Origin of the sequence: Burkholderia sp. LFS061 (genome assembly GCF_047978125.1) — a bacterium.
Lineage (GTDB): Bacteria > Pseudomonadota > Gammaproteobacteria > Burkholderiales > Burkholderiaceae > Burkholderia > Burkholderia pyrrocinia_C.
Genome location: NZ_JBFPFS010000005.1, coordinates 15,215 through 41,794 on the forward strand (window position 1 = coordinate 15,215; position 26,580 = coordinate 41,794).

Consider the following 26,580-nt stretch of genomic DNA (forward strand, 5'->3'; position numbering starts at 1 on the left):
CGGCGGAATCGCGGTCGGTGCCGTTGCCTGCCAGCCGCGCGCGATGCGCGGCCGATCATTCCAGCGCGGCGCGCTACATGTCGAGCGCGCCGTCCGCAGCCCGCGCCATCGCCTTTGGCAGATACTCCTCGATGATCTTCACGACGACCTGTGTCTTCGAAGGGACGGGCCGCGTGACCGGCAGCAGCGCATGCAGGTCGAATCCCGGTACCGTGTAATCCGGCAGCAGCCTGACGAGCCGGCCGGATTCCAGGGCGTCGATGCAGACGTGTTCCTGAAGGACGCCGATACCCGCACCGTTCAGCAGTAGCTCGTAGACCGGCCGCCAGTGGCTGGTGCTGATGACGACGTTGATCGGCGTCGGCCGCACCGATTTCGACGGGCACATCAGGCGAAGCTGGCCGTCGTTGAAGAGCCCCGTGACGCGAATGAATGGGTGCCCGACGATGTCGGTCGGTTCCTCTGGCAGCCCGTGCTTTTCGATATAACGCGGCGACGCGACCAGTACGCGTCGTACGTAACCCAACCGACGCGCGACGAAATTGCCATCGCCGATCTGGCCGAGCCGCAATGAAATATCGACGCCCTCGGTGACGGGGTCGGTGATTTCGTCATTCAGGACGAGATCGATATAGAGCTGCGGATTATGTTCGCGGATTACCGTGAGGATTTCCGGCAGTACGACTTCGCCCAACCCATGCGGCGCGGCAATGCGAATGCGCCCACGCACGATCTTGTTGCCGAGCGTGACGACGGCCCGCGCCTCGTCGGCCGCGTCGAGCACGATCTTGCTTCGCTGATAGAACAGAATGCCTTCATCGGTGCACGACACCGCACGCGTGTTCCGGAGCAGCAATTTGACGCCGAGAAACCGTTCGAGCCGATCGACGCGGTCGCTAACGGTAGGTTGGCCCAGGCCGAGATCTTTCGCGGCCCTCGATAAATTGCCGCGCTCGACAACCCGCACGAATATTCGCATGGCCGCCAGCAAATCCATAGTCCCTCGATAATCGGAAGAATTTAGTTATTCTGGAAGACGAAAAAGCAGGTTCGTCCGTTGTTTTCCGGCCGGCGGCGAGCGACAGTGCCCATTTGGAATGTTGCGATCTCGTTACGTGGGGCGGATGCGTAACTATACCCAATCCTGTCAACTTAAGCTGAAACTTTTGACGCATAGGAAATTCATAAGTGCCGGAGGCGGTCGGTCTGGCGTGTTTTGTGCAGCAATCAAGAGGCTGAACAGCTGGGTCGCCACGTCACTATCTAACGACTTTCGCAAATCGGCAGCATTATCCGCAGCATTTATTGAGTCCATCGCTACTGAGCGAGCTTGGCCCAAGGGCCAAGTCCGAAGAAGGCCAAATTGATGAATTTTAATGGTAATTATTTCGAGGTGGTCAAAAGTGCTGTTCGGGGCGTGTGCAAGCAATGCTGAACACTTGTCGTGCAGACGAAGCAGTTCCATTCACTCGTTGGGCATGGAGAGCAATGTTGACGTCACGACGGAACACGGGGAAGTCTGGACGGCATGAATGGCGGCAATCTCGCGCTGTCGGTTCCGTCCGGCAACGGCGTGGCGGCGATCAATCGCCTGGTTGACGACTTCAAGCAGTGCACGGGAATCGAATGGTATTGCACCAACATCGACAAGAACTTCGAGGATCCGGATGACGAAACGCTCGTTGATTGGTGGGTGAGAAACTGAGTCTTCGGCCAGCCGGTGCCGCTGACATCGACGCGCGCCGCGATGCCGGCAGTCGCGCGGGCGCCGTCTCCACACGCAACCCGCCGCTACGCCACTGGCCATTACATCAGCGACAGCATCTCACCCACTGCAGGGGCGCACCGCCGCGCATCGGCCAACGCCTGGCCGATCGCGTGCTGAACGACGGCCGGTTTTCCAATAGATGGAAGTGCCCGCCGTCGAACTCGCGGAAGCTGACCGGGTGCTGCGACGCGCGCAACCAGTCACGCTGCCCGGCGGGGCTCGGCAACGTGCCGTCGCGGCCGGCAATCTATCGGTTCGCATATTTACGAAACAATGATCGAGATTATTGGCTATCGGCGTCGATGATTTATTCGGTTTCAATGTAATGAAAATGAAATTAATTTTAGATGGCTTACGGCAAAGTCTGCTGGCTTCGATTTGAAAATAATTGAATCGTTGTCCGGCACGAACGGGCATGCAGTTCTTGTCGAAATATCGAATCATGTGACGCGTGTGATCGACTATTGAAACGAGAGAGGCATGGAGGCCGAAACGCCGCAAAACTACGCCGTTTTCAAGGTGGTCGTCAATTACGAGGAGCAATACGCGATCTGGCCGCACGACATGACTGGCCGGCCCGTGAATATTTTGAAGTCGATCGTCGATTTCGCATGGAGGCGGCGCTCCTCGCCGTAGGTGCCGAGAGTCCGCAACGCTTCGTTGCTGAGTGCGATCGCGCGTGGGGCGATGCGTATCTCGGCGCCTTGTTTCGCGGCTACCGACCGAATACCGGCGACGATCTCCGAAGCGATTTCTTCCAGCGCCCGACGGTGGCAACCGACGAGCGCATCGTTGCCGCCGGAGAAGTTTTCCCGGATCACGCCATGGCAAGTCAGCGTTTGATGGCCGTGTGCGCGGCGCACGCTCCATATCGCATCAATCGGGACGTGCGAACCTGGCCGCGACTCGAATCGCCGAATCTCGACGGCAATGCGATATAGGGGAAGGTCGTCGTCGTGCGAATGCGTCAGTCAACGAAGCGGAGCATCGCCACGTTCGCGTGCGCGGCCGATACCCATGCATTGAAAGTCATCGTCGAAGTCGCCTAGCGCGAACAGGGGACGCTGCGCGTCGTCGACGGCGCCGCCGGGCAATCCGGGCGGCGCCGTTGTTTTTTTCGAGGGACAGTCGGAACCGCGCCGACGCTTGATAAAAGTCAACGCCGCGGAATCCGAAGCTTCGAAGATGAATGCATGGTTTCGTGCGGCAGGCAGCGCGGGCAGAGGCATGGACCGACCTGCCGTCCCGGAGACGCGGCGGCATCCGGCGCGCGGTGCCGGGCAGTGTGGCCGAACGGTTCCTGCGCGTGGCCACGGTCCGGTGCCGATGATTTCCGCCGCCCGGGCAAACGATGCGGATGCCTGAAGCGTCGCAGTCGTCATCCCTTTCCAGGAGAGCGGCATGTTTCCCGACGTTTTTCGCCAGTGTTTTGCCACCGTCGCGATTTTCGCGTCGCAAGCCGGGCTCATCGCAACGGTGCACGCCATGCTGGTCCACGACGGCTCGGCGCTTTATGTGGGCCTGCTGTCCTGTTGTTCGGGCGTCGCGGGATTGGTCGCGATGCGGCAACCGGCACTCCCGCGAACCGTGCGGGTCCGGCGCGATCACCCGTAGCAGGATGCGTGATGGCATCCTGGTCGAAGCCGCCCCGACGTCCGTGCGGGCCCAGCCTTGCGTGACGCCGAAAATTCAGTTGTCCGCCCCGCACACCGGGCGGTCGATGTGCGGGTGTTGCCGGTCATTTTCCGCGTCGCGCTCCATCCGGGCGGGCCCGCGGCTGTTCCCCGGGCAGACCGTCGACGTCTGCCTCGTCTCCACCGAACGAACGGGTCGCCGTCGCCCGGCCGGCCGGCTGGATGGTCGGCGCCGGTTTCACGAAACCGGTGCCGGTTGGCGGGCAGCGTGCGACGATGCCCGTCGGTTGACGCACATCAACGAGGCAAGGCCGACGCTACGGAAGATGGAAGTACGAAATCAGGTATTGCGAGCGCATCACACTGATGAACCGGCTCTCGCCATCGATCGACGCGATCAACAGGAGCGGAACATGGGAATCGGGATGCAGATCGCTTACTTCGGCTTTGCCGGGTCGGCCCGGCTGGAGGCGGAAGCAAGCATCCAGCTGATGCGTCTCGAGCCGTTCGGTACGCAACTGGCCGGCTGCCATCTCGCGATCGAGGCCATGGGCGCGTCGACTCGCCAGCCGAAGTATGACGTGCGACTCGATCTGATCACGCGCAAGGGGGAATTCCGGCCCGTTCCGCATATGACGGGGGGGGATCCCATGGACGCGCTGAAGCGGGCATTCGACATCGCCGAGCGGCAACTTGCCGGGATCGCGGCTGCTGAAGCCCACGAGAATCCGCGCTGACGCGTCCCGCGCATCGGACGCGATTCGCCATGGCAAGATGCATCGGCCCGCCGCGGTTCGCGAGGCGTGAGTCGATCCGCCACGGCGATGGGGGCCGCGCATCCGGGGCGTGTTGACTCAGGTCAAGCGCGGTGGCGGCGCCGCGCGTTCCAATGGATTCAGCCAGGACGACCTCGGATGAAGCCTTGTCCTCGCGGGAGAGCGGTGATGAATCAGGATCGGTTGTTCGCCTCGTTGGCGGCCTTGGCGCGCGACCTGTCGATTTCGGACGACGCGTTGCGGCGGATGCTCGACGACGAAATCGCGACGCTGACGAAAGATGCCCGCGTGCATGATTACCTGCGGATATTCGCGATCCGTCGCCTGAGGCAGCGCATGCGGTCACTGAACGCCGCCGGCGGGTATCCGGAGCGACCGAAACTGGGACGATAGGCGATGCGCGTGCGGGTATTCGACGGAACGGGATCGAGCCTGCGGGATCCCTCCTGGTGCCGGACCTGGCTCGGCGCCGCGCGGGCGGCCAGCGCTCAGACGCGGGCGAGCCCGGCCAGATCGATGATATGGATCTGCTTGCCGTGCGGGTCGATCAGGCCGTCGCGCTGGAATTTCGACAGCATCCGGCTGACCGTTTCGAGCTTGATCCCGAGATAGCAGCCGATTTCCTCGCGCGTCATGCGCAGATTGAAATCCGCCGGCGAATAGCCGCGCGCCCTGAAGCGTTCGGACAGGTTCAGCAGGAACTCCGCGACTCGCTGTTCCGCCGACATCGTGCCAAGCATCATCATCAGGCTCGACTCGCGCACGATCTCGCCGCTCATCATCTTGTGGAGGTGGTGCTGCATCGACCTCACCTTGGCGCAAACCTTCTCCAGCTGGCCGAACGGGATGATGCAGACCGTGCTGTCCTCCAGCGCGATCGCATCGCCGTTGTGACGCCCGCTGCACACGCCGTCGAGACCGAGCGTTTCCCCGGCGATCTGGAATCCGGTCACTTGCTCCTGGCCGTCGCGATGCATGACGATCGTCTTGAATGAGCCGGTGCGGACCGAATAGAGGCTCTGGAAAGTATCGTGCGCCCGGAACAGCGACTCGCCCCGCTTGACCGAGCGGGTCGTGCAGACCACCTCGTCGAGAACGGCCAGGTCGGCCGCGTCGAGTTCCTCCGGCATGCACGCCGAACGGACCGAGCAGATCGAACAGCGCGCGCCGGGGCGCTTCACTCGCTCGTCCCGATCGACGGGATGAAGCGCGTTCGTCATCGCATGCGCGACGGCGGGGTGGGCATTTTCGCGGGATTGGGCAGTCAGCATGATCTGCTCCTGGTCACTCGGTTGAGTGCGGCGCCGCGGCATGGATGGTGCGTCATGCCATGCCGCGGTCGGTCTGGTCGAGAAATTCGTTCCTGGTCATTTGTCGGCCGTGCACGGCGTGGAACCTGGCGATTTCGTCGGTGCGACGGCGACGACCCGGGACGCGGAACGGTGCAGCGCAATCGACGGGCAGACCGACGACGGCATGATCGGCGCTCGGGCATCCATGTAAAGCAGTATGGTTCGCGCGCGGCCGGACTGAAATCGGCGGGGATGGAAAGTCAGGTAGGGTTTGGAGAACGGCTGTAGGAGGATGCTGACAACGGCTGCGTCTGGTGAAAACCCTCGTTGGCGTCGCCCGGGTGCTCCAGCATGGTTAAGCGCCTGCCGTCGGCTGTCAGATGCCGTCCTGGTCGTCGAACAGCTTGTGCTGCATCGCATAGCGTACGAGCGCCGTATCGTGCGGCATCTGCATCTTGTCGAGGATCCGTGCCTTGTAGGTGCTCACGGTCTTCGTGCTGACGCATAGGGCCTGAGCGATCTCGGAAATCGTCTCGCCGGCCGCGATCCGCCGGAACACGTCGAACTCGCGGTCGGACAGGCGCTGATGCGGCAGCGAACCGGGGGGCTCGTTGAGGCGCTGCGCCAGTTGCTCCGCCATCGCCAGGCTGACGTAAACGCCGCCCGCTGCGATCTTCGACAGCGCCGCGACCAGTTCGGCGCTGGCGCTTTCTTTGGTCATGTACCCGGATGCGCCGGCGCGGAACGCGCGCGCCGCATATTGCTGTTCCGCGTGCATCGTCAGCACCAGCACGCGCAGCGTGGGTTTCTCGTCCTTGATCTGCTTGATCAGCTCGATGCCGTTGCGGCCCGGCATCGACAGATCCAGCACCAGCACGTGCGCTTCGGTCGAGCGGACGAGCGCGACGGTCGTGACGCTGTCCCACGCCTCGCCCGCGATCTCGAAGCCGCTGGCGCCCCGCAGGATGTGTCGCAGGCCGTCGCGCACGAGCGCGTGATCGTCTGCGACGAGTACCTTGATCATCGCGGCATGGCTCCTTGTTGCGCCGCCTGAAGCGGCAACGCGCCCGCCCTCGTGAAACGGCCGGGCGCGGCGGCCGGAGCCACGATGAAGACGAGCGGAACCGCCAGGGGCCCGCGCCTGCCGGGGTGAGCCGGGCGCGGTATCGGGCTGCGGGAGGTCCGGCTGGCCATCGTGACTGTACTCCCCGGGCATGGCGCAACCGCGATATCGTGTGCCGGGCTATGACGCGGCGCTATCGCTCGCCGTGTCGGCAAAACTTCAATTCGTACATTGTGCGCCGGCACAAGGGCTTGTGCCAGGAGCGCCAGTTCGCTCCGGGCAAGACGACCTTGAGCAACGAGAGAGCCCGACGGGATGACAGGGCTTTCGCGGCGCAGCCGGGGCATCGCCGCGTCGTTCGGTTCGGACACGCTCTGCACGCGCGGCAGTCGTGTCCCGCCGGCGACGCCACGATGCGCCGCGCGATGCCCGCGACACCCACCGGCAGCACTCCGCGGTGCGCTTGAAATGTGTCACGCGCACCGGTCGGCGCGGCAATACAGTCGAAACCGGGGCGCATGCGCCATCGACGGGCATCTCGCCCGGATAGCGCGGCCGGGGGGCTCGATCGGCGCTAAGCCGTGGCCGCCCTCGGTGCATGCGAGCGACTCACAGCATCGGATTCCGGCTGCCCGGCGTCGCCTGCCAGCGCCAGTCGCGGATTTCCGGCAGGTCGTCGCCGTACCGGTCCACATGGCGTCGATGCTCGACCAGCCTGTCGCGCAGGTACTGCCGGAAATGCGCGCCCGTCTGCACGTGTTCGCCCACGTGATCGAGCACGGCCTCGCACAGATGGAAGCGGTCGACCCGGTTGAGGACCGTCATGTCGAACGGCGTCGTGGTCGTCCCTTCCTCGATGAAACCATGCACATGGAAATTCGCGTGATTCGTGCGGCGATAGGTCAGCCGGTGAATCAGGGCGGGGTAGCTGTGATGCGCGAATATCACCGGCCGGTGGGTTGTGAACATCGCGTCGAAATCCGCGTCGCTCAATCCGTGCGGATGGTCGTCGGCAGGCTCCAGCGTCATCAGGTCGACGACGTTGACGACCCGGACGCGCAACGCCGGCAGATGGGTGCGCAGCAGGTCGACGGCCGCGAGCGTCTCGAGCGTCGGCACGTCGCCCGCGCAAGCCATGACGACATCCGGCTCGCCGTCGCCGTCGTTCCCCGCCCACTCCCAGATGCCCGCGCCGGCGCTGCAATGCCGGATCGCAGCATCCAGGTCGAGCCATTGCGGCGCCGGTTGCTTGCCGGCGACGATCACGTTGATCCGGTTCCAGGTGCGCAGCGCGTGATCCGTGACGACCAGCAGCGTGTTCGCGTCGGGCGGCAGATAGACGCGCACCGTGTCGGACTTCTTGTTGACCGCGAAATCGATGAAGCCCGGGTCCTGGTGGCTGAAGCCGTTGTGGTCCTGCCGCCAGACGTGCGATGTCAGCAGGTAGTTGAGCGACGGCAGCGGCCGCCGCCAGCGGATTTCCCGGCAGGCCTTCAACCATTTCGCGTGCTGGTTGAACATCGAATCCACGATATGGATGAACGCCTCGTAGCACGACATCAGCCCGTGCCGCCCGGTCAGCAGATAGCCTTCGAGCCAGCCCTGGCAGGTATGCTCGCTGAGTATCTCCATGACGCGGCCGTCCGGTGCGAGCTGGACGTCGTCCGGATCGGTCGCGGCCATCCAGGTGCGCGCGGTGACGTCGAATATCGCCGACAAGCGGTTGGATTCCGTCTCGTCCGGGCCGAACACGCGAAACGTCCGGTCGGCCAGATTTGCCGACATCACGTCGCGCAGGAAGCCGCCCATCACGCGCGTGGCCTGCGCGTCGACCTGCCCGGGAGCCGGCACCGCCACCGCGCGGCGGGTGAAATCCGGCATCCGCAACTCGCGCGCTTCGCTGCCGCCGTTCGCCACCGGATTCGCGCTCATCCTGCGCGGTCCGGCCGGCGACAGCGACCGGATTGCCTCGCACGGACGCCCGTGCGCGTCGAACAGTTCGTCGGGGCGATAGCTGTTCAGCCAGGCTTCCAGCAATTGTAGGTGTCCCGGTTGTTTCAGGTCGGCGATCGGCACCTGATGCGAACGGAAGTGCCCCTCCGTTTTCAGGCCGTCGACGCGCTTCGGGCCGGTCCAGCCCTTGGGCGTGCGCAGCACGATCATCGGCCAGCGAGGGCGGACGAGCTTGCCTCCGCTGCGCGCCCGCGTCTGGATGCCGCGAATGTCGTCCAGCGCGTCGTCGAGCGCGGCCGCCATGCGCTGGTGCGCGGCCATCGGCTCGTCGCCCGAGACGAACAGCGGCCGATAGCCGTAGCCGGTCAGCAGGCTCTCCAGTTCGTCCTGTCCGATGCGGCTGAGGATCGACGGACTGGCGATCTTGTAGCCGTTCAGATGCAGGATGGGCAGCACCGCGCCGTCCGATGCCGGATTGAGGAACTTGTTCGAATGCCAGGCGGTGGCGAGCGGCCCGGTTTCCGCCTCGCCGTCGCCCACGACGCAAGCGACGATCAGCCCGGGATGATCGAAGGCCGCTCCGAACGCATGCGACAGCGAGTAGCCCAGTTCGCCGCCTTCGTGAATGGAGCCCGGCGTCTGCGGCGCGACGTGGCTCGGCACGCCGCCGGGGAAGCTGAACTGGCGGAACAGCGCCGCCATGCCCTCGGCGTTCTGCGGCACGTTCGGATAGGTATCGCTGTACGCGCCTTCGAGCCAGGCGTTGGCGAGCACGCCGGGACCGCCGTGGCCCGGGCCGGCGATGAACAGCACGTCGAGGTCGCGCGCGTTGATCACCCGGTTCAGATGGGCGTAGATGAAGTTCAGCCCCGGCGTCGTGCCCCAGTGACCGAGCAGGCGAGGCTTGACGTGCGCGATCTGCAGAGGCTCGCGAAGAAGCGGATTGTCGAGCAGATAGATCTGCCCGACCGACAGATAGTTGGCGGCCCGCCACCACGCGTTCATGCGATGCAGCAGCGCGTCGGAAAGCGGGGCGGGGGAGGTCCGGTCGGCTTGATTCATGCAACGCTCCTGAAAGCGGCCGTGCCGCATGGAAGACAGCGCGATTCGCGACGAATCGCCCAGCGTCCACGGTACGGCGAGTGGCCCGGCGGCGCTTGATCGTCATCAAGCCGGCGCAACGATCGGCCGGCGAATTCGTCATACGGCTGGCCGATTGGAGGGTTCCGCCCCGGTCATGCACGCCGTCGCCACCCCGGCACGGGCAGGCGGCGGGATCGTCAGTAACGCAGATAGCGGCTCCGCAACGCGGAAAACGATGCACTCCGCCGTTCGGCGACGGCCTCGATCGCATCGAGGCCGTCGCCGGCGCGAATCGCCTGCCACACCTGCGCATCCCCGATCGAGTCGCGCGTCGCGTCGAGATCGAATGTCGCCGGGTAGAGCGCATGCAGGACGGACAGCAAGGCGAGGCCGAGCCGCGCCGGACGTCGCGGCTCGCCGCCGGCGTGGAGGCTGACGCCATGGCACGGCACTCCCCGGTACGTGGACTCGGTGGGCACGAAGTCGACCGGCTCGGCCTGCACGCCGAGATCCAGCGCATTCAGCATCGCGGCCACGCGCGCACTGTCGAGCCACGGCGCGCCCACCCATTCGAACGGATGCGGCGAGCCGCGCCCGACACTCACGTTGGCGCCTTCGATCAGCGCGACGTCGGGGTAGAGATCGAGCTGCGCCGCCGTGCGCAGGTTCGGCGACAGCGGCGTCCATCCCAGCCCGGTGTCCGCGAACCGCATCGACCGCCGATAGCCGCGCAGCGGGATCACGCGCAGATCGGCGCCGATGCCGCGCTCGCGATCGAACAGTGCCGCCAGCTCACCGACCGTCATGCCGGGCAACAGCGGTAGCGGGAAATAGCCGGTGAACGATTCGCGGCCCCGATCGAGCGTCGGGCCGCCGACACGGTCGGCGCCGAGCGGATCGGGGCGATCGAGGACGAAGAGCGGAATGCGATGGGCGGCGGCGGCTTCCAGCGCGTAACCCAGCGTCGTCTCGTAGGTGAAGAAGCGCCCCCCTGCGTCCTGAAGATCGAACACCAGGGCATCGAGCCCCTCGAGCGCGGCGTCCGGAATCCGTCGGCGGGTGCCGTAGAGGCTGTACACGGGCAGCCCGGTCGGCCCGTCGCGCGCATCGACGACCCGCGCGTCCTGATCGGCACCCAATCCGTGTTCCGGCGCGAACAGGGCGGCCAGTTCGACATTCGGCGCGTGCGCGAGAAGGTCGATGGTACGCGCGCCTGCGCGGTCGAATCCGGTGCGATTCGTGATCAAGCCGACCCGAAGGCCCGCGAGCGGCGCAAAGTGCAGCGCTTCCAGTACGTCGATGCCGGTGTCCACCGGCCCGGCCCCGTTCGGCGGGCGCTCCGCTGCTGCAATCGCCGGTCCGGCCGACGGCAGCGCCAGTTCCTGCCCGGCGGCCGATTGCGGCGGCGACTGGCTGGCCAGCAGTGCGATCGCCTGTGCGCGAAGCGGCCGAGCATCGCCGCGGTCGTCCGGATGCACGCGGTTCGTCAGGATGACGGCGAACTGGCGGGACACAAAGTCGATCCAGATGGCGGTGCCGGTATAGCCGGTGTGCTCGACGGCGCCGACCGGAACCAGCCGGTCACGGTTGGCCGTCAGCGGTCCGCTCGACACCCATCCGAGGCTCCGCCACGTCGGCGGCGAAAGCGGCGTGGCCGGCGTCGCCAACGCGGCGATGCTTTGCGGCTGCAGAATCCGCGCGGCGCCCGCGCGGCCGTCGTCGAGCAGCATCTGCGCGAACCGCGCCAGGTCGTCGGCCGTCGAGAACAGGCCCGCGTTGCCGGCAACGCCTCCCATCCGGGCGGCGGTCGGATCGTGCACCCGCCCGCGCCGCATCCCGTTGCGATCCGCGGTCGTCGCCGCGCTGCGTGCCGCCCGCGCGGCGTCGGGCAGGAACATCGTGTCGTGCATGCGAAGCGGCGCAAAGATTCGATCGCGACAATACGCGGCCAGCGTGCGATGCGTGATCTGCTGCACCAACTCGCCCAGCACGACGAAATTGATGTCGCTGTAGATCACCCGTTCACCCGGCTGCGCGCGCAGCCGCTGCGCGACAACTTCGCGCAATACCCCGTCGCGCGTGGCCGCATCGGGGCCGAGCGGCAGATCCGGCGGCAGGCCCGACTGGTGCGTCAGCAACTGGCGCACGGTCACCGCCTGCTTGCCGTTGGCTGCGAAGGCGGGCCAATAGCGGGCGACGGGGCTGTCGAGATCGAGTTGCCCGCGCTCCACCAGTTGCATGACCGCGGTCGTCGTGGCGACGACCTTCGTCAGCGATGCCAGATCGAACACCGTGTCGACGGTCATCGCTTCGTTGCCCGGCACCTGCACGCGCTGCCCGAATGCCTGCCGATAAAACACGTGATGCGCGTCGCCGAACGCCAGCACCGCGCCAGGCACTCGGCCCGCCGCAATCTGTGCCGCGACGATCCGGTCGAGCTGCGCGCGGGCGCCGGCGTCCAGGTTCGCGCCGTGCGCGGCCCAGGCAACGCATGCGCACGCGCAGCCCACGGCCCGGCAGGTCCGCGCCAGATGCCGCTTCAGCGCGGCAATTGCGCGGCGTCGTAACGGTTGCGCGGATTCCACAGCATCCATCCATCGGTGTCCGCGGCGTCGGCCGCGTCGGTTTGCGCGCGGATCTGGTTCGCGTCGAAGGCCCGCCGGTCGAACGCGTAGTCGCGAAATGCCTGCAGCCATGGACGGAAGCGCACGCCCGGGAGCCCGGTGCGCTCGCGCGCTTCCGCCAGCGAGCGCCTGACGATCTGGCCGGGATCGGCGACGGGATTGGTGCAGCCCGGCAGGCCCCACGTGAAGCCTGACGGATAGAGCATCGGCGAAATGTAGTCGAGCGCGGCGCCCAGCGACTCGATCTGCTGCCCGATCGCGGTGTCGTCGAGGTTCCAGCACACGTAGCCGAAGATGTCGGCGGACACGAAGACGTTGTACGGCGCGAGCCGCGTGCGCGCCGCCTGCAGGAAGCCGACGATGGCCGATGTCCGGTTGGCGCGGGTGTTCGGCTGCGCGAAGCGCAAGCCGCGCGCATCGGGAAAGCGCACGTAGTCGAACTGGATCTCGTCGAATCCCAGGCGCGCGGCCTCTTCGGCAAGGTCGAGGTTGTGCTGCCAGACGTCATGGGAAAACGGATCGACCCATTGCAGGTGCTCCCGATCGTGCCAGGCCGCCCCGGCTGCATCGCGTACTGCCCAGTCGGGGTGTGCGTTGGCGAGCGGGTCGTCCTTGAAGACGACGATGCGGGCTATCAGATAGAGATGCCGGCGATGCAGGTCGGCGAGCCGCGCCGGGAAGTCGCGGTCGACCGGCGCATGTTCGCTGAGCCGGGCCGCCGCGCCGATCGCTTCGCGCGCGGTGCTCCGGTAGGGCGTCAGGCCGCGATCGCCCTTGACGTCGATCACCAGCGCATTGACGGCGGTCGTCCCGCTCAGACCGACAGCGGCGTCGCGGATGGCCGCGCTGTTCACGCCGTAGACCGACAGGTAGACGGCCTTCGGGCGGAACTGCGTCAGGCTCAGCGTGACCGGGCGGCCGTCGTCGATGTCGGTTTGCGTGCTGCGCAGATAGCCCGGCGCTCGGGCGGCGACGGTCGATCCCGGTTGCGCGATGTCGAAGCGGCCGTGGTCGTCCGTGCGCCCGGTGGCCGCGGCCGTGGTGACGATCGCGCCGGCGATCGGGTGCTGTGTGCTGCCGTCGATCACGATGCCGGTCACGGCCTGCGTGCCCGCGCTGGCCGACATCGCGGCCAGCGCCAGCACCGCGCACTTCGCAAGCCGCACCGGCCAGCCGCCGCGGGTCATGGCTGTTGCTCCCCGGTGCGTGCCGGCTGCGCAGGCGCGTCGCCCAGCAGCCGCGCCAGCGCGGTCGGCCCATGGGCGTCGGTCATCAGGAAGCGCGGCAGCGCGAGCAGTGCCGCGTGCCGGTCGGCGCGGCGGCCCACCAGCGTGAAGCTCGCTGCATAGCCTTGTTCCGCCGCGATCGACATTAGTTCGTCGTCGTAGATGCCGAAGGGCCAGGCAAGCATGTCCACGCGGGCGCCGGTCTCCGCTTCGAGACGCTTGCGCGAGCGGTCGAGCTGGGTCCGGACGAACTGGCGGAAATCGGCCGCGCTGCGCCGGCGTCGTTCGACCTTGAAGTTGGGATGCCAGTACGTATGCGACTGGATGTCGAACAGCCCGGTTTTCTCGAGCGTGCGCAACTGGTCCCAGGTGAGCGCATACGACGCGTTCGAGATGGCGGACGGGTAGATGAACAGCGTGACCGGCAGCCGGTCACGCAAGACGATCGGCAGGAGTGCTTCGAATACCGAACGATGGCCGTCGTCGAGCGTCAGCGCCACCGGCCTGGACGGCAGCACGGCGGCCGGATCGAGGATCCAGTTCACGATGTCGCGCAGCGGCACGAAGTGATAGCCGTGTTCGCGCAGATAGCGCAGTTGCGCTTCGAAGGTGACGACGCGCACGGTCATCGAATCGTCGGCGGTGGCCGAGAACCGGTGATACACGAGGATCGTCGCGCTCGATTCGGCGACCTGCGCGAAAGCCGTCGCCGGATGTGCCAGCCAGCATGCGACGACCAGCAGCCGGCCGAGGCTGCCGAGCATGGCGCGCGTCGTGCGGAACGGATGGCGGGATGCCGCGATCCGGACACGCGCGCGGCCGCGCTCGGGCCGGTCGGTCGCGGCTTTGCCGTCAGCGCCCATCAGGATCGTTCCGGACGTGTTCGTGTGTCGCATGGAGGCTTGCGAAGGAGAGACGGGCCGTGCTGTCTCGTGATGTGCCATGGTGTGGCCGGCATGCGGCGCGGCTCATGATGCAGGTCAACGGCTGGCAGGATCGGCGGCCGGGGGCGGTGCGTCAGGCCCGCGCCCGTGCGCGGCCCGGCCGAACGGACCGGGGTATCAACGGGGGAAGGCCGGCGCCGCGCCGGGAAACGGACCGATGCGCGGACGCTTCGCCGCATCCGCGGCGGCGCGGCCGGCAGCGGCCGCCAGTACCCCGCCGACCGGAACCGATCGATCGGCACCGCGGTATCGAAGGGAAGCGATATCGCCGCTTCGTCCGGCGTCAACGGTTCGGCGTCGCGCATCCATGGCATCAGCTATCTGACGATTCAGTCGAATGCGTTGTAGCCGCCATTGCTGCGCGAAGCAGACGTTGCAAACCAGTCAATGTCCGTGCAATAACGCTTCGAGTCCGTGAAGGCCAACGGGTGGATCCGCCTGCCATGGCAGCAACGCCGACCGCGTTGCGTCCTGCTTGATCACTCGCTCGATGAACGGCACCTCATGGCGACCTCGCTCGGCCAGGGCGGGATCGTGGGTACCGCTTGCCAGCAGGCTTTGGTCGATAACCCACGCATACGGCTCGATCTGCGCCCGGCGGAGGTCGGCTTGCAGGCGCTCCGCTTCATGCACCGGCGTCGCTTCGGCGAGCGTCACGATCAACACATGCGTGAACTCGGGGTCACGGAGCCGCGGCAGAAGCTGGCGGACGGCTTCCGGCATATCACCCTGTGTGCGCATGACATCGCGATGGTAAGCCTCCGCCGAGTCCATCAACAGTATGGTGTGCCCGGTCGGGGCCGTGTCCAGTATCACGAAAGAGTCTCGCGCTTCGTCTACCGTCCGGGCGAAGGCACGAAACACCGCGATCTCCTCGGTGCATGGCGAGCGCAGGTCTTCCTCGAGCATTGCCTTCGCCGGTGCATCGAGGCAAGCGCCGGCCCTGGCGAGAACTTCATCGCGGTAACGGTCGATTTCCCGCGCCGCGTCGATGTGAGCCACGCTCAAACCAGGCAGCGACTCCTGCAGCGTCCACGCCACATGAGCCGCGGGGTCTGTCGTCGAAAGCAGGACGTTATGGCCGCGCTGAGCAAGTTCAAGCGCTATCGCGGCGGCCACCGTCGTCTTGCCGACGCCGCCCTTGCCCATCGTCATGACCAGGCCATGTCCGGTCTTCTCGATGTCGTCGATGAGTGGCAGAAGGCCGCCGGGCAACTCGACGCTCAAGCTGGCATCCGCCTGAGAGACGGTCGTCAGCTCCGGGTGCAAATAGGCCTTTAGCGCGCGCAGGCCAACCAGTCCCATCGGAATGAACCCCGTTTGACTTCGTTCCAGTGCTGCGAGTCCCCGCGGCATGGCCTCGATCGCGGCAGCCTGCTGCGCTTCCATCGCACGGGCGATGACGTCGTCAGGTGAAGTCGCCTTGAACACACCGTTGACGGCGAGTACCAGGTTCCTGACGCCGAGGTCGGCCAGTTCGATACGGGTGCGCTCGGCCTCGCGGAATGCCGACGTATCCGGACGGGCAACAAGGACCACCGTGGTGTGGTCGCGGTCAGTCAGTTCGGCAACGGCCGCCGCGTACAGCTTCTTGTTGGGCTCGAGGCCTGAAAGCGGGCCAAGGCATGAATTTCCCGTCGTGTTCGTCGACAGGAAATTGCTCCACGCCGACGGCAGCGTCAGCAGGCGCAATGTATGCCCCGTAGGCGCCGTGTCGAAGATGACGTGGTCATAGGCGTTCGTGACGTCGCTGCCTGCGAGCAGGTTGGCAAACGCATCGAACGCGGCGATCTCAACGGTGCAGCCGCCGGAAAACTGCTCTTCCATGCTGCGAATCGCTGCATCGGGGAGTACGCCTCGATAGGGAGCGACCATGCGCTCGCGGTACGCGTTTGCAGCACGCACCGGGTCGATGTTCAGCGCCTGGAGGTTCGGAACCCGGCTGACGGGCGCTGGCTGCGTGGAGAGCGAGGTCTCGAGAACTTCGTCGAGATTGGATGCCGGGTCGGTGCTGACCAGCAGCACGCGCTTTCCGTCTTCAGCCAACCGAAGGGCCGTTGCGCAGGCAAGCGATGTCTTGCCGACACCGCCTTTGCCCGTGAAGAAAACGTGGCGAGTATTAATGGCCGGCAGCGTCATGTCAGTGTGTCCTTCAACATTCGCCGGGCTTGCAGCCACAGGCACTTGCTCTTATGTGCGGCTTTTCGGCGGCGGAAATCTTGAGCCCCATTTTCTGAATCAATTGGGCACGCGATGGATAGGCGCCGATCGAGATGATCTTGCCGTCCACCATCGCGATGGGCAGGCGGTCCATGCCGACCTGCATTTCCCGGACGACTTCCGGATTGGCGGCAAACGCCGCCGCGTCGTGTCCGAGGCCGTGCCGAACAACGTCGACACCATGGCCGGTCAACCATTGAAGGTCGGCGTTGAACTGAATCAGTACCGGGTCAACGTCGACTCCGCACAAGCCGGTCGGACAACACATGGCTGGTTCAAACACTTCGAGCTTGCTCATCTGCGCTCCTGCGGGTAGATCCGGTCTTGCGGCAAAACTGCAACAGCGTTTCACGGCACATGTTGGCACTGCAGGGGAACCAGTGGTTGACCTCGGTCAAGGTGGAGACCAGGAAACGGCGTTTTCCGCTACCTCCACTCGCAATGAGCGTATCTGCCCCGTTCAAACGACGCATTCCATGAAGGGGCTGCAGCAGTGCGTCACGAACGCCAGCCGCCGAGGCAGTCGGCGCAAAGACGCAGTTGACCTGCGTTGTGTCCGCGCTCTGTATTACCGCACGGCATCGCGTTGACTGGCCGGGAGCGTGCCCGAAGCTCAACGCGCATTTTTACTTGGGATGATCGCTTGATTTGAGTCAAGGTCGAATGAGCAAGCGGCGGGATGCTTGGCATGCCAGCAAAGCGATTCATATACGGCATCTCCACTGCCGCTTCACGCACCGCATATCCGGGTAGACGCGGAGGCAAGGATGCCACGTGCAAGCGGAGAGAATCATGTCGACCAGAATCATCGGCGCGCTGTGCGCGTCAATATGTATGCTTACCATGGCAGCGGGTAGCTTTGCCGATACTGTGTTGACGCCCGTCGAACACGACGGGGTGACATATGTGACGGGCGGCATCGGTTCTGACGAAGCAGGTGCGTTTCGCGAGGCGGCCTCCCGCTATAACCTGCGGATGACATTCACGTCGAAGACAGGCGAGTACTTGTCCGACGTGGATGTCACGATCTCGTCGGGTATGCGGCATCTCCTCACCGTACGAACGACGGGCCCATTCCTGTATGTGCGTCTGCCCGCGGGCCGCTATACGGTATCGGCACGCGATCGTCACATTCACGAGACGAAGCAAGTGCGGATCGATTCGCATCGAGGCGCCGATATCCGGTTTTACTGGGAAGATCCCGATCAACACGATGTCATGCGCCTGTGCACGGGGTGCGCAAAGGCGAGTCCGTCCATTTCGCAATGACGACGACATCGCGCTGACTACGGGGCGCCGACGCGTTAAGAATCCGGTAAGGAATCTGCCCGAACATGAACGCATCGCTCAGGAGAATCACGATGCGGCCATCCCGTTCATTTCGCGTGCTTTGCGCTCCGTGCCTTTGGGTTGCGACGTTGTTTGCCACCGTTGTCGGTGCACACGCCGACACGACTGCCCGTTTGCTCGACGGCTACACGGCACAGGCAGGCGCCGGCGCAATCCCGTCGCGGGGTCAACAATTCTTCACGTCTCGACATGGGCGCGACTGGAGTTGCGCAAGCTGTCATGGCAACACGCCGACCGGACCCGGCCGGCACGTCGTTACCGGCAAGACCATCGAGCCGCTCGCTCCCGCGTTCAATCCCGCCCGGTTCACTGACGAGGCCAAGACGGAAAAATGGTTTCGCAGAAACTGCAAGGACGTTGTCGGGCGCGAATGCTCGGCAGCAGAAAAGGCAGACGTCCTCAGTTGGCTCATGAGCCTGAAACCTTGATGGCGAATGATCATGAATAACGTCGACCCGACGATTTCGTCGCGCAAAATCGCCGCCCTGCGATGTGTGCGGGCAAGCCTGGCCACGCTGCTGCTGATGTTGCTGCTGCCGCGCGCCGCACTGGCGGAAGAGGAGATGCGCGGCCTCGCGATTCCGTTGCTGCCCAAGTACCGGCAGGAGTGCGCGACCTGCCATATCGCTTATCCGCCCGGGGCGCTGCCGGCCGAGTCGTGGCGCCGCATCCTGAATCGTCTCGATCGCCACTTCGGCACCGACGCGACGTTGGACGCGGCAACGGTGGGACAACTGGAGACCTGGCTGACCGCGCATGCCGCAGCGGGCTCCCGGGCACGTCCGCCGGAGGACAGGATCACGCGATCGTCATGGTTCATCGCCGCACACGATGAAGTTCCCATGTCGTTGTGGCACAGCCCGGCAGTCAAGCGGCCGTCCAACTGTGCCGCATGTCATACCCAAGCCGATAAAGGAAATTTCGATGAACGATTCATCCGCATCCCGGGCGCACGGTGAACCGGAGAAATCACGTCCCGCCAGGATACTGATCTGGGACGCCCCGATCCGCGTATTTCACTGGCTGATGGTCGTTTCGTTTGCCGGCGCGTGGCTTACCGCGGAGAGCGAACGATGGCGGCTGATGCACGTCGCGTTCGGATACACGATGCTGGGACTCGTTTTTTTCCGCGTCGTGTGGGGTGTGGCCGGCACGCGTCATGCGCGGTTCTCGTCGTTCGTGCGTCCGCCGGCAACCGTTATCCGGTACCTGGTGAGCCTTGCAAAAGGCCGGCCGGAACATCACGCCGGCCATAATCCGGCCGGGGCGGTTGCAATTGTCGCCATGCTGGCGACAACGATCGTCACCGTGGCGACCGGCTGGGCAACCTATACGGGAAATGGCGAATCGTTCGGCGATTTCCATGAGGGGGCGGCGAACGCCATGCTGGCGCTCGTTGCGGTACATGTCGCCGCCGTACTGGTCAGCAGCGTCGCCCATCGCGAGAATCTGGCTGGTGCGATGGTGACCGGCTACAAGCTCGGCGCGCCGATTGACGGCATTCGGCGCGCCTGGTGGGGCGTTGCCGCCCTGATGACAGCCGCGGTGATCGCCTGGTGGTGGACACAATGGCGTGCCGCACCGCAGTCCCCCCCGATGGAGCGGCCTGTCGCGACGGAAAGCGACAGGCCCGCGAACGGGGCGGGCCGGGATGCCGACTGACGGCCCCGGGTGGAGCGATACATCGTGCGCATCCTGCTTGTGGAAGACGACATCCTGCTCGGCGACGGCATCCGTGCCGGATTGCGCCAGCAAGGTTTCCAGGTCGACTGGGTGCGCGACGGCGATGCGGCTCAGCGTGAACTGCGTGCGCACGTTCATGCGGCGGCGATCCTCGACCTCGGTTTGCCGCTCGTGGACGGCATGGATGTCTTGCAGCGCATTCGTCGTGACGGCATTGCGCTACCGATCCTGATCCTTACCGCGCGCGATGCCGTGCCTGACCGCATCAAGGCGCTCGACGTGGGTGCCGACGACTATGTGATCAAGCCCGTGGACCTGTACGAACTCGGTGCGCGCCTGAGAGCGCTGGTTCGGCGGGCCCATGGCAGACCGACCGAGCGGCTCCACGCGCAGGACGTCGAACTGGAGCCCGCTTCGCGAACAGCGCGCCGCGCCGGCGTTCCTGTTGCGCTGTCGACGCGCGAATTCGACCTGCTGCACATACTTATGTTGAATGTCGGTCGGGTTTTGTCGCGAGAGCAGATCGAGCAGTATCTGTACAGCTGGGGACAGGAGGTGGAAAGCAATGCCGTCGAGGTGCATATCCATCGGTTGCGAGCCAAGCTCGGCAGCGAGCTGATCCGGACCGTGCGTGGCGTGGGTTACGTGCTGATGCGGGATGCCGCATGAAAGCCATGCTGCCTACACGCTCGTTGCATGGCCGGCTGTTGATACTCGTGCCGGTCGTGGTTCTTGTGGTCTGGCTGTCGACGCTGATGCTGACCTGGCTTGACGCTCGGCGCGAGATCGACCGGTTACTCGACGGTCACCTCGCGCAAGCGGCGGCACTGCTCGTCGCGCAACAGGCGCGGGCGCCGGATGACGACGACAAGGCGATTGACGCGCCGATCCTTCATCCTTACGGGCCCCGCGTGGCATTTCAGGTGTTTCATGACGGGCAGCTTGGCCTGCATTCCGAGAATGCGCCGTCGAAGCCGATGGTGGCATCCGAGCTGACCGGGCGCGATCCGGCTTCCGGATTCTGGACCGTCGGGATCGACGGCGATGCGTGGCGGGTGTTTGTCGTGCGCGAATCGCGCGGCGATGTTCAGGTGTTCGTGGGTGAGCGAATCGATTCACGCCAGGCGATTTTGCGCGCCGTCATGCGCAGCGCGTTCTGGCCAATGGCGGCTGCCTTGCCGTTGCTGGTGCTTGTCATCGGCTGGGCGGTTCGCCGCGGCACGGCACCCCTGCGCGATTTTGGACGAGCGCTGGCGAAGCGGAATCCGCAGGCGCTCGACACGATCCGGCTGGATCGGACGCCGCTCGAGATGCAGCCGATGCTGGATGCGCTGAACCGCCTGTTCGATCGGATTCGCACCGTACTGGACGCGGAACGCCGATTCACTGCCGATGCGGCTCACGAGTTGCGGACGCCGATTGCGGCCGTCAAGGCGCAGGCGCAGGTGGCAATGGCAGAGCGAAATGACGAGCGGCGCCAGCATGCGTTGCGGGGCGTTCTTGAAGGATGCGATCGGGCGGCACGTCTCGTGGATCAGCTATTGCTGCTTTCGCGTCTTGATGCAGGCGCACTGGCAGAGCACGCGTCGGTCGATGTTTCAGCCGTGGCGAGGCAGGTGGTGGCCGAGGCTGCTCCACTGTCGATCGGGAAACGGCAGAAACTGGAGCTCGACGCGCCGCTGCCGTGCATTGTCGGCGGAAACGAAGCATTGCTCGCGTCGATGGTGCGCAATCTGGTCGACAACGCGATTCGCTATAGTCCGCCGCAGGCTCATATTTCCGTGTCGGTTCGCCGCCAAGACCGGTGCACCACGCTGCGGGTCGAGGACAGCGGCGCCGGCATTGGCGACGCCGATCTGCGCAGGCTGGGGGAGCGGTTCTTTCGGCCGACGGGAACTCGGCCGAGCGGGAGCGGCCTTGGATGGTCGATCGTGCGGAGAATCGCGTCGGCGCATGACGCCGACATTCAGGTAGACCGATCGCCCTTGCTTGGCGGACTACGGGTGAGCGTTTCGTGGCCGGATGCCGACGCAACCGGTGCGACCATGCGTTAGACGATCATGCGCGTTGCCGATCAGACAGGACAATTTCAACGCTCGGCCGGAGCTCGCGAAATCGCTCGGTTGCAACCGAAACGGTGCGTTCATTACCTGACGCGCAGAACCATGCGATCACTGACCGAGCGCGCCGCTTCCCGGACCGCCGGGCTGGCCGTGCATGTAGCCCGGGCCCATTCCCGTGCCCATGCCCATGCCTCGCCCCCGATGCATACCCCACATGGGGGACACGTCCGGGAGCTTGATGCCGCGCGCCTTCGCGCGCTTTTGCATCTCGGCATGATGTTCGTCGCGGATTTTTTCGCGCTCGGCATCCGACGCCGCGGCAAGCATACGGGTCCGGTATTCATTCCGCTCGGCCGGCGTCATCAACTGGCTACCGTAGATCATGCCGCCGGCCTCGCTTGCCGGACTGCCAGCGGGCTGACGTGGCTGGGCATCGGCGAAACTGACCGTCATCGCGATCGCGATGCCGAGCAGACAGGTAACGGTGAACGTATTCGCTCTGGACATGACGGTCTCCAAGCCGGTTGAACGTGTTCAACCGTACACGGAAGGGCGGTAAATCCTTTGCCTCAGATCAAGCCCCCCGTGGTGGGCGTCAATACCATCGAAATGCATACCGGCGATCGCGTTCGACGAGCTTTCGACCTGAATGCCGGCGTTCGGCCGTGCCGGAACGCCATGCGTTCCGCCGCCGCGCGTGCGACTTTCGACTTTGTTCAACCTTGGAATATGAGCTGAATCGTGACGTCAAAGAACCCCGATGTTTTTCCGGAAACCGTCGCTGAAGCGACACCGGCGACGGCCGTGGCAGCCACTCGAAGCACATGGGTGAGCGTCGCGGTGAATCTCGCGCTGAGCATCGGACAGGTGGGGATAGGCATCCTGTCTCGGTCGCAGGGTCTCGTGGCGGACGGCATTCATTCGTTATCCGATCTGATCGCGGATTTCGTCGTCCTGGTGGCCAGTCACCACAGCAAGAAGCCCGTTGATGCAAAGCATCCGTACGGACATCAGCGCTTCGAAACAGGCGCATCGCTCGCGCTTGCATTGATCCTGCTGCTGGTCGGGAGCGGCATGCTCTGGTCAGCGATACAGAAGCTCGAGCATCCGGAAGCAATCCCGCGCGTCCACGTTGCCGCGCTATCGGTAGCGATCATCGCGCTTGTCGCGAAGGAAGGCCTGTTCCGTTACATGCTTGCGGTTGCAACCCGGGTGAAATCTAGCATGCTGGTCGCCAACGCGTGGCATGCGCGTTCGGATGCCGCATCCTCCCTTGTGGTCGCGTTCGGCATTGTCGGCAACCTGCTTGGCTATCCGCTTCTCGACCCCATCGCCGCGCTGATCGTCGGCGGGATGATCGTGAAAATGGGCGCCACGTTCGGTTGGGATGCGTTGCACGATTTGATGGATCGATCGGCCGACGCCGAAGATGTACAGGCAATCCTCGCGACACTGCGTACGACACCGGGCGTGCTCGACTTGCACGATCTACGCACGCGAAAGGCGGGCGATCTGATCCTCGTCGACGTGCATCTCGACATCGATGCCGATCTCACCGTCGCACAAGGGCACGATATCGCTGTCGATGCGCGTGCTCGCGTGATGAGGCATCACCGTGTTCTGAACGTGATGACGCACGTCGATCCCCGCAAGCGGGAAAGCGTCACCGAAGTTGCGTCGGAGATTCGAAACGGGTAGACAAAAAACGGGCGGCGGCGCTTTCGTTCAAAACGCCGCGCGCGCTGATGTTCATTCAGAGCGGTGTGGGTGATGGCCACGCCGGAACGTCAACCGACGCTCATTGACCAGCGTGCTCCAATCGAGCTTCATCAGTGCGAAGACGAAGGCGAGCAATACCAGTTGCGTGACGACGAAATATCCGCCGAGGTAAGTCCCTTCGAGCTGGGATTCCACGTCCAGCCGGGTCGATGCAAAGCGACCGAGGTGCGCCCAGATCGCATAGGTCATTGCGCGGCCGATGAAGAATGCCGCGGCGATGACCCTGAGCGGCAACCCGGAAAGGCCATACGCAATAAAGAGGTAGTTGGATGGAAGCGGGCTCAATGCGTAGAAAAAGAACGCGCCGGCAGTCAGCGTCTTGTGCTTCCGAAGCCAGCGGGTGGCGATGCCGATGTTCTCGCGATCGGATTCCATTATCCAGCGGGACCGGACGAGTGACCTCGCGAAGGTCGCCAGAATGACGCGGCCCGTTGTCGCGGCGCCAGCCGCTACGACGGCAAAGATCAGTGGATTTCCGTCGGGCAGATTGAACCCGACCCACGACATCGCCATCCAGGTCGGTGGGGCAAACGCCGGTATGAGATTCAGCAGAAGAATCACGACGAAGAGCACGGCCAGCGTTAACACGATATCGACTCCAGGCCATCCGGCATCACAGTGTCATTGTGCTGACGAAAGGAATCGTCAACTTGACTCACATCAAGCAAGAAGACGTGCCTGGTATTCCGCCGGAGGTACATCGTCCTGACCCATGTCAAGCATCGAGCAGAGGCGCTTCTTAGACTTGATGCAGTTCCAGCTGCGACCGGATTCGGACGCGGCGGTTACATCCCTGCATGAGGATCCGAAACATCGGCATGTCACGAATTCCCCGGTCAATCGATTTTGTGTTGCTGGTCTTTGCGGCCGTTACGCTCGCCGGAGGAGGCATGTGCGTTGCGTTCGGTCTGCCTTCGTTCGCGCGAGTTGTCTGGCTGCTTGGCGCGTTGCCGGTCTTGCTCGCCTTGACCGTATCCATTGCAAAGGCAATCGTGAGGCGGCAGGCCGGCATCGACGTTCTCGCATGGTTGGCGATCGGGCTGGCGATGGCGCTCGACGAGACGCTCACCGCGGCAGTCATTGCATTGATGCTGGCAAGCGGGCGTACCCTCGAACAGTATGCGCAAAACCGCGCACAACGCGAGATGACCGCGCTGCTCAACCGTGCCCCCCGGCAGGCAACCCGATTCGAGGATGGTGAATGGCGTTCTGTCGCTCCGGAAACCATCCGCCCCGGTGACCGGCTTCTCGTGCGAAGCGGCGAGTTCGTGCCGGTTGACGGCACGCTGACCGGCGATGCGGAACTGGACGAATCCATGCTGACGGGCGAGTCATCGACCCAGCGACGACGATCCGGGGAGGGCGCATGCAGCGGTGTGGTCAACGCCAGCGCTCCGTTCGAGATGGTCGCCCGCGCGAGCGTCGGCGACAGCACGTTTGCCGGCATTGTCCGCATGGTCGAAAGTGCACAGCGCGAGCGCAGTCCGGCCGTACGCCTCGCCGATCGCTATGCAGCGTTCTTCGTACTGGTTTCGTTGCTTATCGCGGGTATCGCCTGGCTGGTGACCGGCGACGTCGCGCGCGCGCTTGCCGTGCTCGTCGTAGCCACGCCATGTCCGCTGATCCTGGCAGTGCCGGTAGCAATCGTTTCCGGCATGTCGCGCTGTTCGAAACGAGGCGTTCTGGTCAAAGGTGGCGGCGCGCTGGAACGTCTTGCGCAAGCAACGATTCTTTTCTTCGACAAGACCGGGACCCTCACGGGCGGCCGGGCGCGTATCGTTTCGATCGAGTGCGGCCCGAATGTCGAGGCAGACGATGTGCTGCGTGTCGCGGCATCCCTGGCACAAGCTTCGGGTCATGTCATTTCGGATGCGTTGACGGTCGCAGCGCGGGAACGTCACATCAAACTTTCACCGCCGTCGGCCGTCACGGAAACGGCCGGCGAAGGCGTGACAGGCCAGGTTGACAACCGGACTGTCGCCATTGGCAAGTTCGGCTACGTATCTGCCCGCTCGACGGTTGTGCCCTGGAGCGACGCCTTCCTTCGACGGGTCGGCAGCCAGGGCGGGGCCGCGGTATTCGTCGGGGCGGATGGTGTCATGATCGGCGCAATTCAAATGGCCGACCAGGTGCGGCTGGAAACGCCGAGGGCATTGCGGCTGCTGAAACGTGAAGGCGTCGAGCGCCTCATCATGCTGACTGGCGACCGACGGGACATTGCGGAAGCCGTTGGTGAGCTATTGGGCGTAACGGATGTGCGCGCGGAGCAAACGCCAACGGACAAGCTTGCCGCAATCCAGGCAGCTCGCAAGGAAGGCGTGGTGATCATGGTCGGCGACGGCGTGAATGACGCGCCGGCGCTCGCGGCCGCCGATGTCGGTATCGCGATGGGCGCGCGGGGCGCGGCCGCGTCGTCGGAAGCGGCCGACGTGGTACTGCTGGTGGATCGGCTGGATCGACTCGTGGATGCGATGCGTATCGCTCGACGGTCGCGCCGGATTGCGCTCGAGAGCGTAGTGATCGGCATGTCGTTGTCGGTCGCCGCGATGACGATTGCCGCGTTGGGATTCCTGCAGCCAATCGCCGGCGCGGTGATTCAGGAGATCATCGACGTCGTCGTCATCATCAATGCGTTACGGGCGTCGATTGTGCGCAGGAGGTCGACGGAAGCTCGCCTGGCCGACGTCAATGTCGATGTCGAACAGCTCAAACGCGAGCACGCGGAATTGTCACCGCTGCTGGGCCAGATCAGGGATCTCGCAGATCGCATACCGAAGCTGCCCGGTGAAATAATGACCCGCGAGCTTGCCGATGTCATCGACGCGTTGGAAAAACGGCTATTGCCTCACGAACGATCTGACGAAATCAACGTCTACCCGCGTCTTGCGTCACTTCTCGGCGGCGAGGATCCGCTTGCGGCAATGAGCAGCGCGCACAGGGAGATTTTCAAGATAGTTCGATCGCTCAGGCAGGCGGTCACTGACATACCGCATGACGGACCGGAAGTCATGCAGATGCAGGCGATACAACGCTTGCTATACGGGCTGGATGCAATCGTCCGCCTGCATTGTGCTCAAGAGGAGGAGCTGTTCCACGCAGTCGAAGCAGACGCTTGACGATAA

General features: G+C 64.6%; 27 protein-coding genes and 1 pseudogene. 14 read left to right on the forward strand and 14 right to left on the reverse strand.

Annotated features, from left to right (window positions below):
- Window positions 1-73 precede the first annotated feature (73 nt).
- Together ACNQQL_RS05900 and ACNQQL_RS05905 are read right to left on the reverse strand one after the other, a co-directional pair.
- Window positions 74-997, reverse strand: coding sequence for a LysR family transcriptional regulator (locus ACNQQL_RS05900; RefSeq protein WP_072439813.1), 924 nt, complete (start codon window positions 995-997; stop codon window positions 74-76).
- A 150-nt stretch (window positions 998-1,147) separates the two neighbouring features.
- Window positions 1,148-1,465: a hypothetical protein gene (locus ACNQQL_RS05905; protein WP_347063532.1), complete on the reverse strand. Its 318-nt coding sequence runs from the start codon at window positions 1,463-1,465 to the stop codon at window positions 1,148-1,150.
- Between the two features lie 63 nt (window positions 1,466-1,528).
- Here ACNQQL_RS05905 and ACNQQL_RS05910 point away from each other — a divergent pair, with 63 nt between their 5' ends.
- Both ACNQQL_RS05910 and ACNQQL_RS05915 read left to right on the forward strand, forming a co-directional pair.
- The gene (locus tag ACNQQL_RS05910; protein ID WP_347063533.1) at window positions 1,529-1,705 is read left to right on the forward strand and encodes a hypothetical protein; all 177 of its coding nucleotides are present in this window, start codon (window positions 1,529-1,531) and stop codon (window positions 1,703-1,705) included.
- 543 nt (window positions 1,706-2,248) lie between these two features.
- Complete coding sequence (locus ACNQQL_RS05915; protein WP_347063534.1) at window positions 2,249-2,404, forward strand: MbtH family NRPS accessory protein; 156 nt, start codon at window positions 2,249-2,251, stop codon at window positions 2,402-2,404.
- 158 nt (window positions 2,405-2,562) lie between these two features.
- On the opposite strand, the pseudogene ACNQQL_RS05920 reads toward ACNQQL_RS05915, so the two are convergent.
- Window positions 2,563-2,739 (reverse strand): annotated as a pseudogene (locus ACNQQL_RS05920) (ABC-type transport auxiliary lipoprotein family protein); the annotation flags it as partial.
- Complete coding sequence (locus ACNQQL_RS05925) at window positions 2,740-2,997, reverse strand: hypothetical protein (RefSeq protein ID WP_347063536.1); 258 nt, start codon at window positions 2,995-2,997, stop codon at window positions 2,740-2,742.
- 172 nt (window positions 2,998-3,169) lie between these two features.
- On the opposite strand from ACNQQL_RS05925, the gene ACNQQL_RS05930 reads away from it, so the two are divergent.
- The 3 genes from ACNQQL_RS05930 (at window position 3,170) to ACNQQL_RS05940 (ending at window position 4,571) form a co-directional block, all read left to right on the forward strand.
- On the forward strand, window positions 3,170-3,382 hold the full coding sequence (locus ACNQQL_RS05930) for a DUF2964 family protein (RefSeq protein WP_347063537.1): 213 nt from the start codon (window positions 3,170-3,172) through the stop codon (window positions 3,380-3,382).
- Between the two features lie 445 nt (window positions 3,383-3,827).
- Complete coding sequence (locus tag ACNQQL_RS05935) at window positions 3,828-4,139, forward strand: hypothetical protein (RefSeq protein WP_347063669.1); 312 nt, start codon at window positions 3,828-3,830, stop codon at window positions 4,137-4,139.
- A gap of 207 nt (window positions 4,140-4,346) precedes the next feature.
- On the forward strand, window positions 4,347-4,571 hold the full coding sequence (locus tag ACNQQL_RS05940) for a DUF3562 domain-containing protein (RefSeq protein WP_347063538.1): 225 nt from the start codon (window positions 4,347-4,349) through the stop codon (window positions 4,569-4,571).
- 95 nt (window positions 4,572-4,666) lie between these two features.
- On the opposite strand, the gene ACNQQL_RS05945 is transcribed toward ACNQQL_RS05940, so the two are convergent.
- From ACNQQL_RS05945 to ACNQQL_RS05970, 6 genes are all read right to left on the reverse strand, one after another.
- Window positions 4,667-5,449, reverse strand: a complete 783-nt coding sequence (locus ACNQQL_RS05945; RefSeq protein ID WP_416392541.1) for a helix-turn-helix domain-containing protein — start codon at window positions 5,447-5,449, stop codon at window positions 4,667-4,669.
- A 397-nt stretch (window positions 5,450-5,846) separates the two neighbouring features.
- Window positions 5,847-6,494, reverse strand: a complete 648-nt coding sequence (locus ACNQQL_RS05950) for a response regulator transcription factor (protein WP_347063539.1) — start codon at window positions 6,492-6,494, stop codon at window positions 5,847-5,849.
- Between the two features lie 648 nt (window positions 6,495-7,142).
- Window positions 7,143-9,548: a phosphoketolase family protein gene (locus ACNQQL_RS05955; RefSeq protein WP_347063540.1), complete on the reverse strand. Its 2,406-nt coding sequence runs from the start codon at window positions 9,546-9,548 to the stop codon at window positions 7,143-7,145.
- Window positions 9,549-9,766: 218 nt separating this feature from the next.
- Entirely contained in the window at window positions 9,767-12,163 is a 2,397-nt protein-coding gene (locus tag ACNQQL_RS05960) for a serine hydrolase (RefSeq protein WP_347063671.1), read from the reverse strand.
- A complete protein-coding gene (locus ACNQQL_RS05965; RefSeq protein WP_416392529.1) occupies window positions 12,109-13,380 on the reverse strand; it encodes a putative glycoside hydrolase in 1,272 nt (423 codons plus the stop codon). The genes ACNQQL_RS05960 and ACNQQL_RS05965 overlap by 55 nt, the downstream gene beginning before the upstream one ends.
- Window positions 13,377-14,315, reverse strand: coding sequence for a polysaccharide deacetylase family protein (locus ACNQQL_RS05970; protein WP_347063541.1), 939 nt, complete (start codon window positions 14,313-14,315; stop codon window positions 13,377-13,379). Before ACNQQL_RS05970 ends, ACNQQL_RS05965 begins: the two co-directional genes overlap by 4 nt.
- Before the next feature lie 135 nt (window positions 14,316-14,450).
- Between ACNQQL_RS05970 and ACNQQL_RS05975 the strand changes: the two genes are divergently transcribed.
- Window positions 14,451-14,711 (forward strand): hypothetical protein, encoded by a 261-nt coding sequence (locus tag ACNQQL_RS05975; RefSeq protein ID WP_347063542.1) that lies wholly within the window; start codon window positions 14,451-14,453, stop codon window positions 14,709-14,711.
- Between the two features lie 36 nt (window positions 14,712-14,747).
- On the opposite strand, the gene arsA is transcribed toward ACNQQL_RS05975, so the two are convergent.
- Window positions 14,748-16,502 (reverse strand): arsenical pump-driving ATPase, encoded by a 1,755-nt coding sequence (gene arsA, locus ACNQQL_RS05980; protein ID WP_347063543.1) that lies wholly within the window; start codon window positions 16,500-16,502, stop codon window positions 14,748-14,750.
- A 13-nt stretch (window positions 16,503-16,515) separates the two neighbouring features.
- The gene (arsD, locus tag ACNQQL_RS05985; RefSeq protein ID WP_347063544.1) at window positions 16,516-16,881 is read right to left on the reverse strand and encodes an arsenite efflux transporter metallochaperone ArsD; all 366 of its coding nucleotides are present in this window, start codon (window positions 16,879-16,881) and stop codon (window positions 16,516-16,518) included.
- Between the two features lie 494 nt (window positions 16,882-17,375).
- Between arsD and ACNQQL_RS05990 the strand changes: the two genes are divergently transcribed.
- From ACNQQL_RS05990 to ACNQQL_RS06015, 6 genes are all read left to right on the forward strand, one after another.
- On the forward strand, window positions 17,376-17,852 hold the full coding sequence (locus ACNQQL_RS05990) for a carboxypeptidase regulatory-like domain-containing protein (RefSeq protein ID WP_347063545.1): 477 nt from the start codon (window positions 17,376-17,378) through the stop codon (window positions 17,850-17,852).
- Between the two features lie 92 nt (window positions 17,853-17,944).
- The gene (locus ACNQQL_RS05995; protein WP_347063673.1) at window positions 17,945-18,361 is read left to right on the forward strand and encodes a DUF1924 domain-containing protein; all 417 of its coding nucleotides are present in this window, start codon (window positions 17,945-17,947) and stop codon (window positions 18,359-18,361) included.
- Between the two features lie 12 nt (window positions 18,362-18,373).
- The gene (locus ACNQQL_RS06000) at window positions 18,374-18,892 is read left to right on the forward strand and encodes a diheme cytochrome c (protein ID WP_347063546.1); all 519 of its coding nucleotides are present in this window, start codon (window positions 18,374-18,376) and stop codon (window positions 18,890-18,892) included.
- On the forward strand, window positions 18,858-19,595 hold the full coding sequence (locus tag ACNQQL_RS06005; protein ID WP_347063547.1) for a cytochrome b/b6 domain-containing protein: 738 nt from the start codon (window positions 18,858-18,860) through the stop codon (window positions 19,593-19,595). The genes ACNQQL_RS06000 and ACNQQL_RS06005 overlap by 35 nt, the downstream gene beginning before the upstream one ends.
- A gap of 24 nt (window positions 19,596-19,619) precedes the next feature.
- Window positions 19,620-20,285: a response regulator gene (locus ACNQQL_RS06010; protein ID WP_347063548.1), complete on the forward strand. Its 666-nt coding sequence runs from the start codon at window positions 19,620-19,622 to the stop codon at window positions 20,283-20,285.
- A 5-nt stretch (window positions 20,286-20,290) separates the two neighbouring features.
- A complete protein-coding gene (locus tag ACNQQL_RS06015) occupies window positions 20,291-21,670 on the forward strand; it encodes an ATP-binding protein (RefSeq protein WP_347063674.1) in 1,380 nt (459 codons plus the stop codon).
- A gap of 117 nt (window positions 21,671-21,787) precedes the next feature.
- Here the strand turns inward: ACNQQL_RS06015 and ACNQQL_RS06020 are convergent, their stop codons facing one another.
- Window positions 21,788-22,186, reverse strand: a complete 399-nt coding sequence (locus tag ACNQQL_RS06020) for a hypothetical protein (protein ID WP_347063549.1) — start codon at window positions 22,184-22,186, stop codon at window positions 21,788-21,790.
- A 234-nt stretch (window positions 22,187-22,420) separates the two neighbouring features.
- Between ACNQQL_RS06020 and ACNQQL_RS06025 the strand changes: the two genes are divergently transcribed.
- Window positions 22,421-23,377, forward strand: a complete 957-nt coding sequence (locus tag ACNQQL_RS06025; RefSeq protein ID WP_347063550.1) for a cation diffusion facilitator family transporter — start codon at window positions 22,421-22,423, stop codon at window positions 23,375-23,377.
- Between the two features lie 51 nt (window positions 23,378-23,428).
- On the opposite strand, the gene ACNQQL_RS06030 is transcribed toward ACNQQL_RS06025, so the two are convergent.
- Entirely contained in the window at window positions 23,429-24,046 is a 618-nt protein-coding gene (locus ACNQQL_RS06030) for a hypothetical protein (protein WP_347063551.1), read from the reverse strand.
- Window positions 24,047-24,276: 230 nt separating this feature from the next.
- Between ACNQQL_RS06030 and ACNQQL_RS06035 the strand changes: the two genes are divergently transcribed.
- Window positions 24,277-26,574, forward strand: a complete 2,298-nt coding sequence (locus tag ACNQQL_RS06035; protein ID WP_347063552.1) for a heavy metal translocating P-type ATPase — start codon at window positions 24,277-24,279, stop codon at window positions 26,572-26,574.
- The last annotated feature ends 6 nt before the right edge of the window (window positions 26,575-26,580 follow it).

What these genes read in the sequence shown, in the direction of transcription:
- ACNQQL_RS05900 (WP_072439813.1), bottom strand. Translation starts at nt 997, where the DNA reads ATGGATTTGCTGGCGGCCATGCGAATATTCGTGCGGGTTGTCGAGCGC.
- ACNQQL_RS05935 (WP_347063669.1), top strand. Translation starts at nt 3,828, where the DNA reads ATGCAGATCGCTTACTTCGGCTTTGCCGGGTCGGCCCGGCTGGAGGCG.
- ACNQQL_RS05940 (WP_347063538.1), top strand. Translation starts at nt 4,347, where the DNA reads ATGAATCAGGATCGGTTGTTCGCCTCGTTGGCGGCCTTGGCGCGCGAC.
- ACNQQL_RS06005 (WP_347063547.1), top strand. Translation starts at nt 18,858, where the DNA reads ATGAACGATTCATCCGCATCCCGGGCGCACGGTGAACCGGAGAAATCA.
- ACNQQL_RS06000 (WP_347063546.1), top strand. Translation starts at nt 18,374, where the DNA reads ATGAATAACGTCGACCCGACGATTTCGTCGCGCAAAATCGCCGCCCTG.
- arsD (WP_347063544.1), bottom strand. Translation starts at nt 16,881, where the DNA reads ATGAGCAAGCTCGAAGTGTTTGAACCAGCCATGTGTTGTCCGACCGGC.
- ACNQQL_RS05910 (WP_347063533.1), top strand. Translation starts at nt 1,529, where the DNA reads ATGAATGGCGGCAATCTCGCGCTGTCGGTTCCGTCCGGCAACGGCGTG.
- ACNQQL_RS05915 (WP_347063534.1), top strand. Translation starts at nt 2,249, where the DNA reads ATGGAGGCCGAAACGCCGCAAAACTACGCCGTTTTCAAGGTGGTCGTC.
- ACNQQL_RS05995 (WP_347063673.1), top strand. Translation starts at nt 17,945, where the DNA reads ATGCGGCCATCCCGTTCATTTCGCGTGCTTTGCGCTCCGTGCCTTTGG.
- ACNQQL_RS05960 (WP_347063671.1), bottom strand. Translation starts at nt 12,163, where the DNA reads ATGGATGCTGTGGAATCCGCGCAACCGTTACGACGCCGCGCAATTGCC.
- ACNQQL_RS06015 (WP_347063674.1), top strand. Translation starts at nt 20,291, where the DNA reads ATGCTGCCTACACGCTCGTTGCATGGCCGGCTGTTGATACTCGTGCCG.
- ACNQQL_RS05950 (WP_347063539.1), bottom strand. Translation starts at nt 6,494, where the DNA reads ATGATCAAGGTACTCGTCGCAGACGATCACGCGCTCGTGCGCGACGGC.
- ACNQQL_RS05945 (WP_416392541.1), bottom strand. Translation starts at nt 5,449, where the DNA reads ATGCTGACTGCCCAATCCCGCGAAAATGCCCACCCCGCCGTCGCGCAT.
- ACNQQL_RS05905 (WP_347063532.1), bottom strand. Translation starts at nt 1,465, where the DNA reads ATGGAACTGCTTCGTCTGCACGACAAGTGTTCAGCATTGCTTGCACAC.
- ACNQQL_RS05955 (WP_347063540.1), bottom strand. Translation starts at nt 9,548, where the DNA reads ATGAATCAAGCCGACCGGACCTCCCCCGCCCCGCTTTCCGACGCGCTG.
- ACNQQL_RS06035 (WP_347063552.1), top strand. Translation starts at nt 24,277, where the DNA reads ATGTCACGAATTCCCCGGTCAATCGATTTTGTGTTGCTGGTCTTTGCG.
- ACNQQL_RS05925 (WP_347063536.1), bottom strand. Translation starts at nt 2,997, where the DNA reads ATGCCTCTGCCCGCGCTGCCTGCCGCACGAAACCATGCATTCATCTTC.
- ACNQQL_RS05965 (WP_416392529.1), bottom strand. Translation starts at nt 13,380, where the DNA reads ATGACCCGCGGCGGCTGGCCGGTGCGGCTTGCGAAGTGCGCGGTGCTG.
- ACNQQL_RS05930 (WP_347063537.1), top strand. Translation starts at nt 3,170, where the DNA reads ATGTTTCCCGACGTTTTTCGCCAGTGTTTTGCCACCGTCGCGATTTTC.
- ACNQQL_RS05970 (WP_347063541.1), bottom strand. Translation starts at nt 14,315, where the DNA reads ATGCGACACACGAACACGTCCGGAACGATCCTGATGGGCGCTGACGGC.
- ACNQQL_RS05990 (WP_347063545.1), top strand. Translation starts at nt 17,376, where the DNA reads ATGTCGACCAGAATCATCGGCGCGCTGTGCGCGTCAATATGTATGCTT.
- ACNQQL_RS06020 (WP_347063549.1), bottom strand. Translation starts at nt 22,186, where the DNA reads ATGTCCAGAGCGAATACGTTCACCGTTACCTGTCTGCTCGGCATCGCG.
- arsA (WP_347063543.1), bottom strand. Translation starts at nt 16,502, where the DNA reads ATGACGCTGCCGGCCATTAATACTCGCCACGTTTTCTTCACGGGCAAA.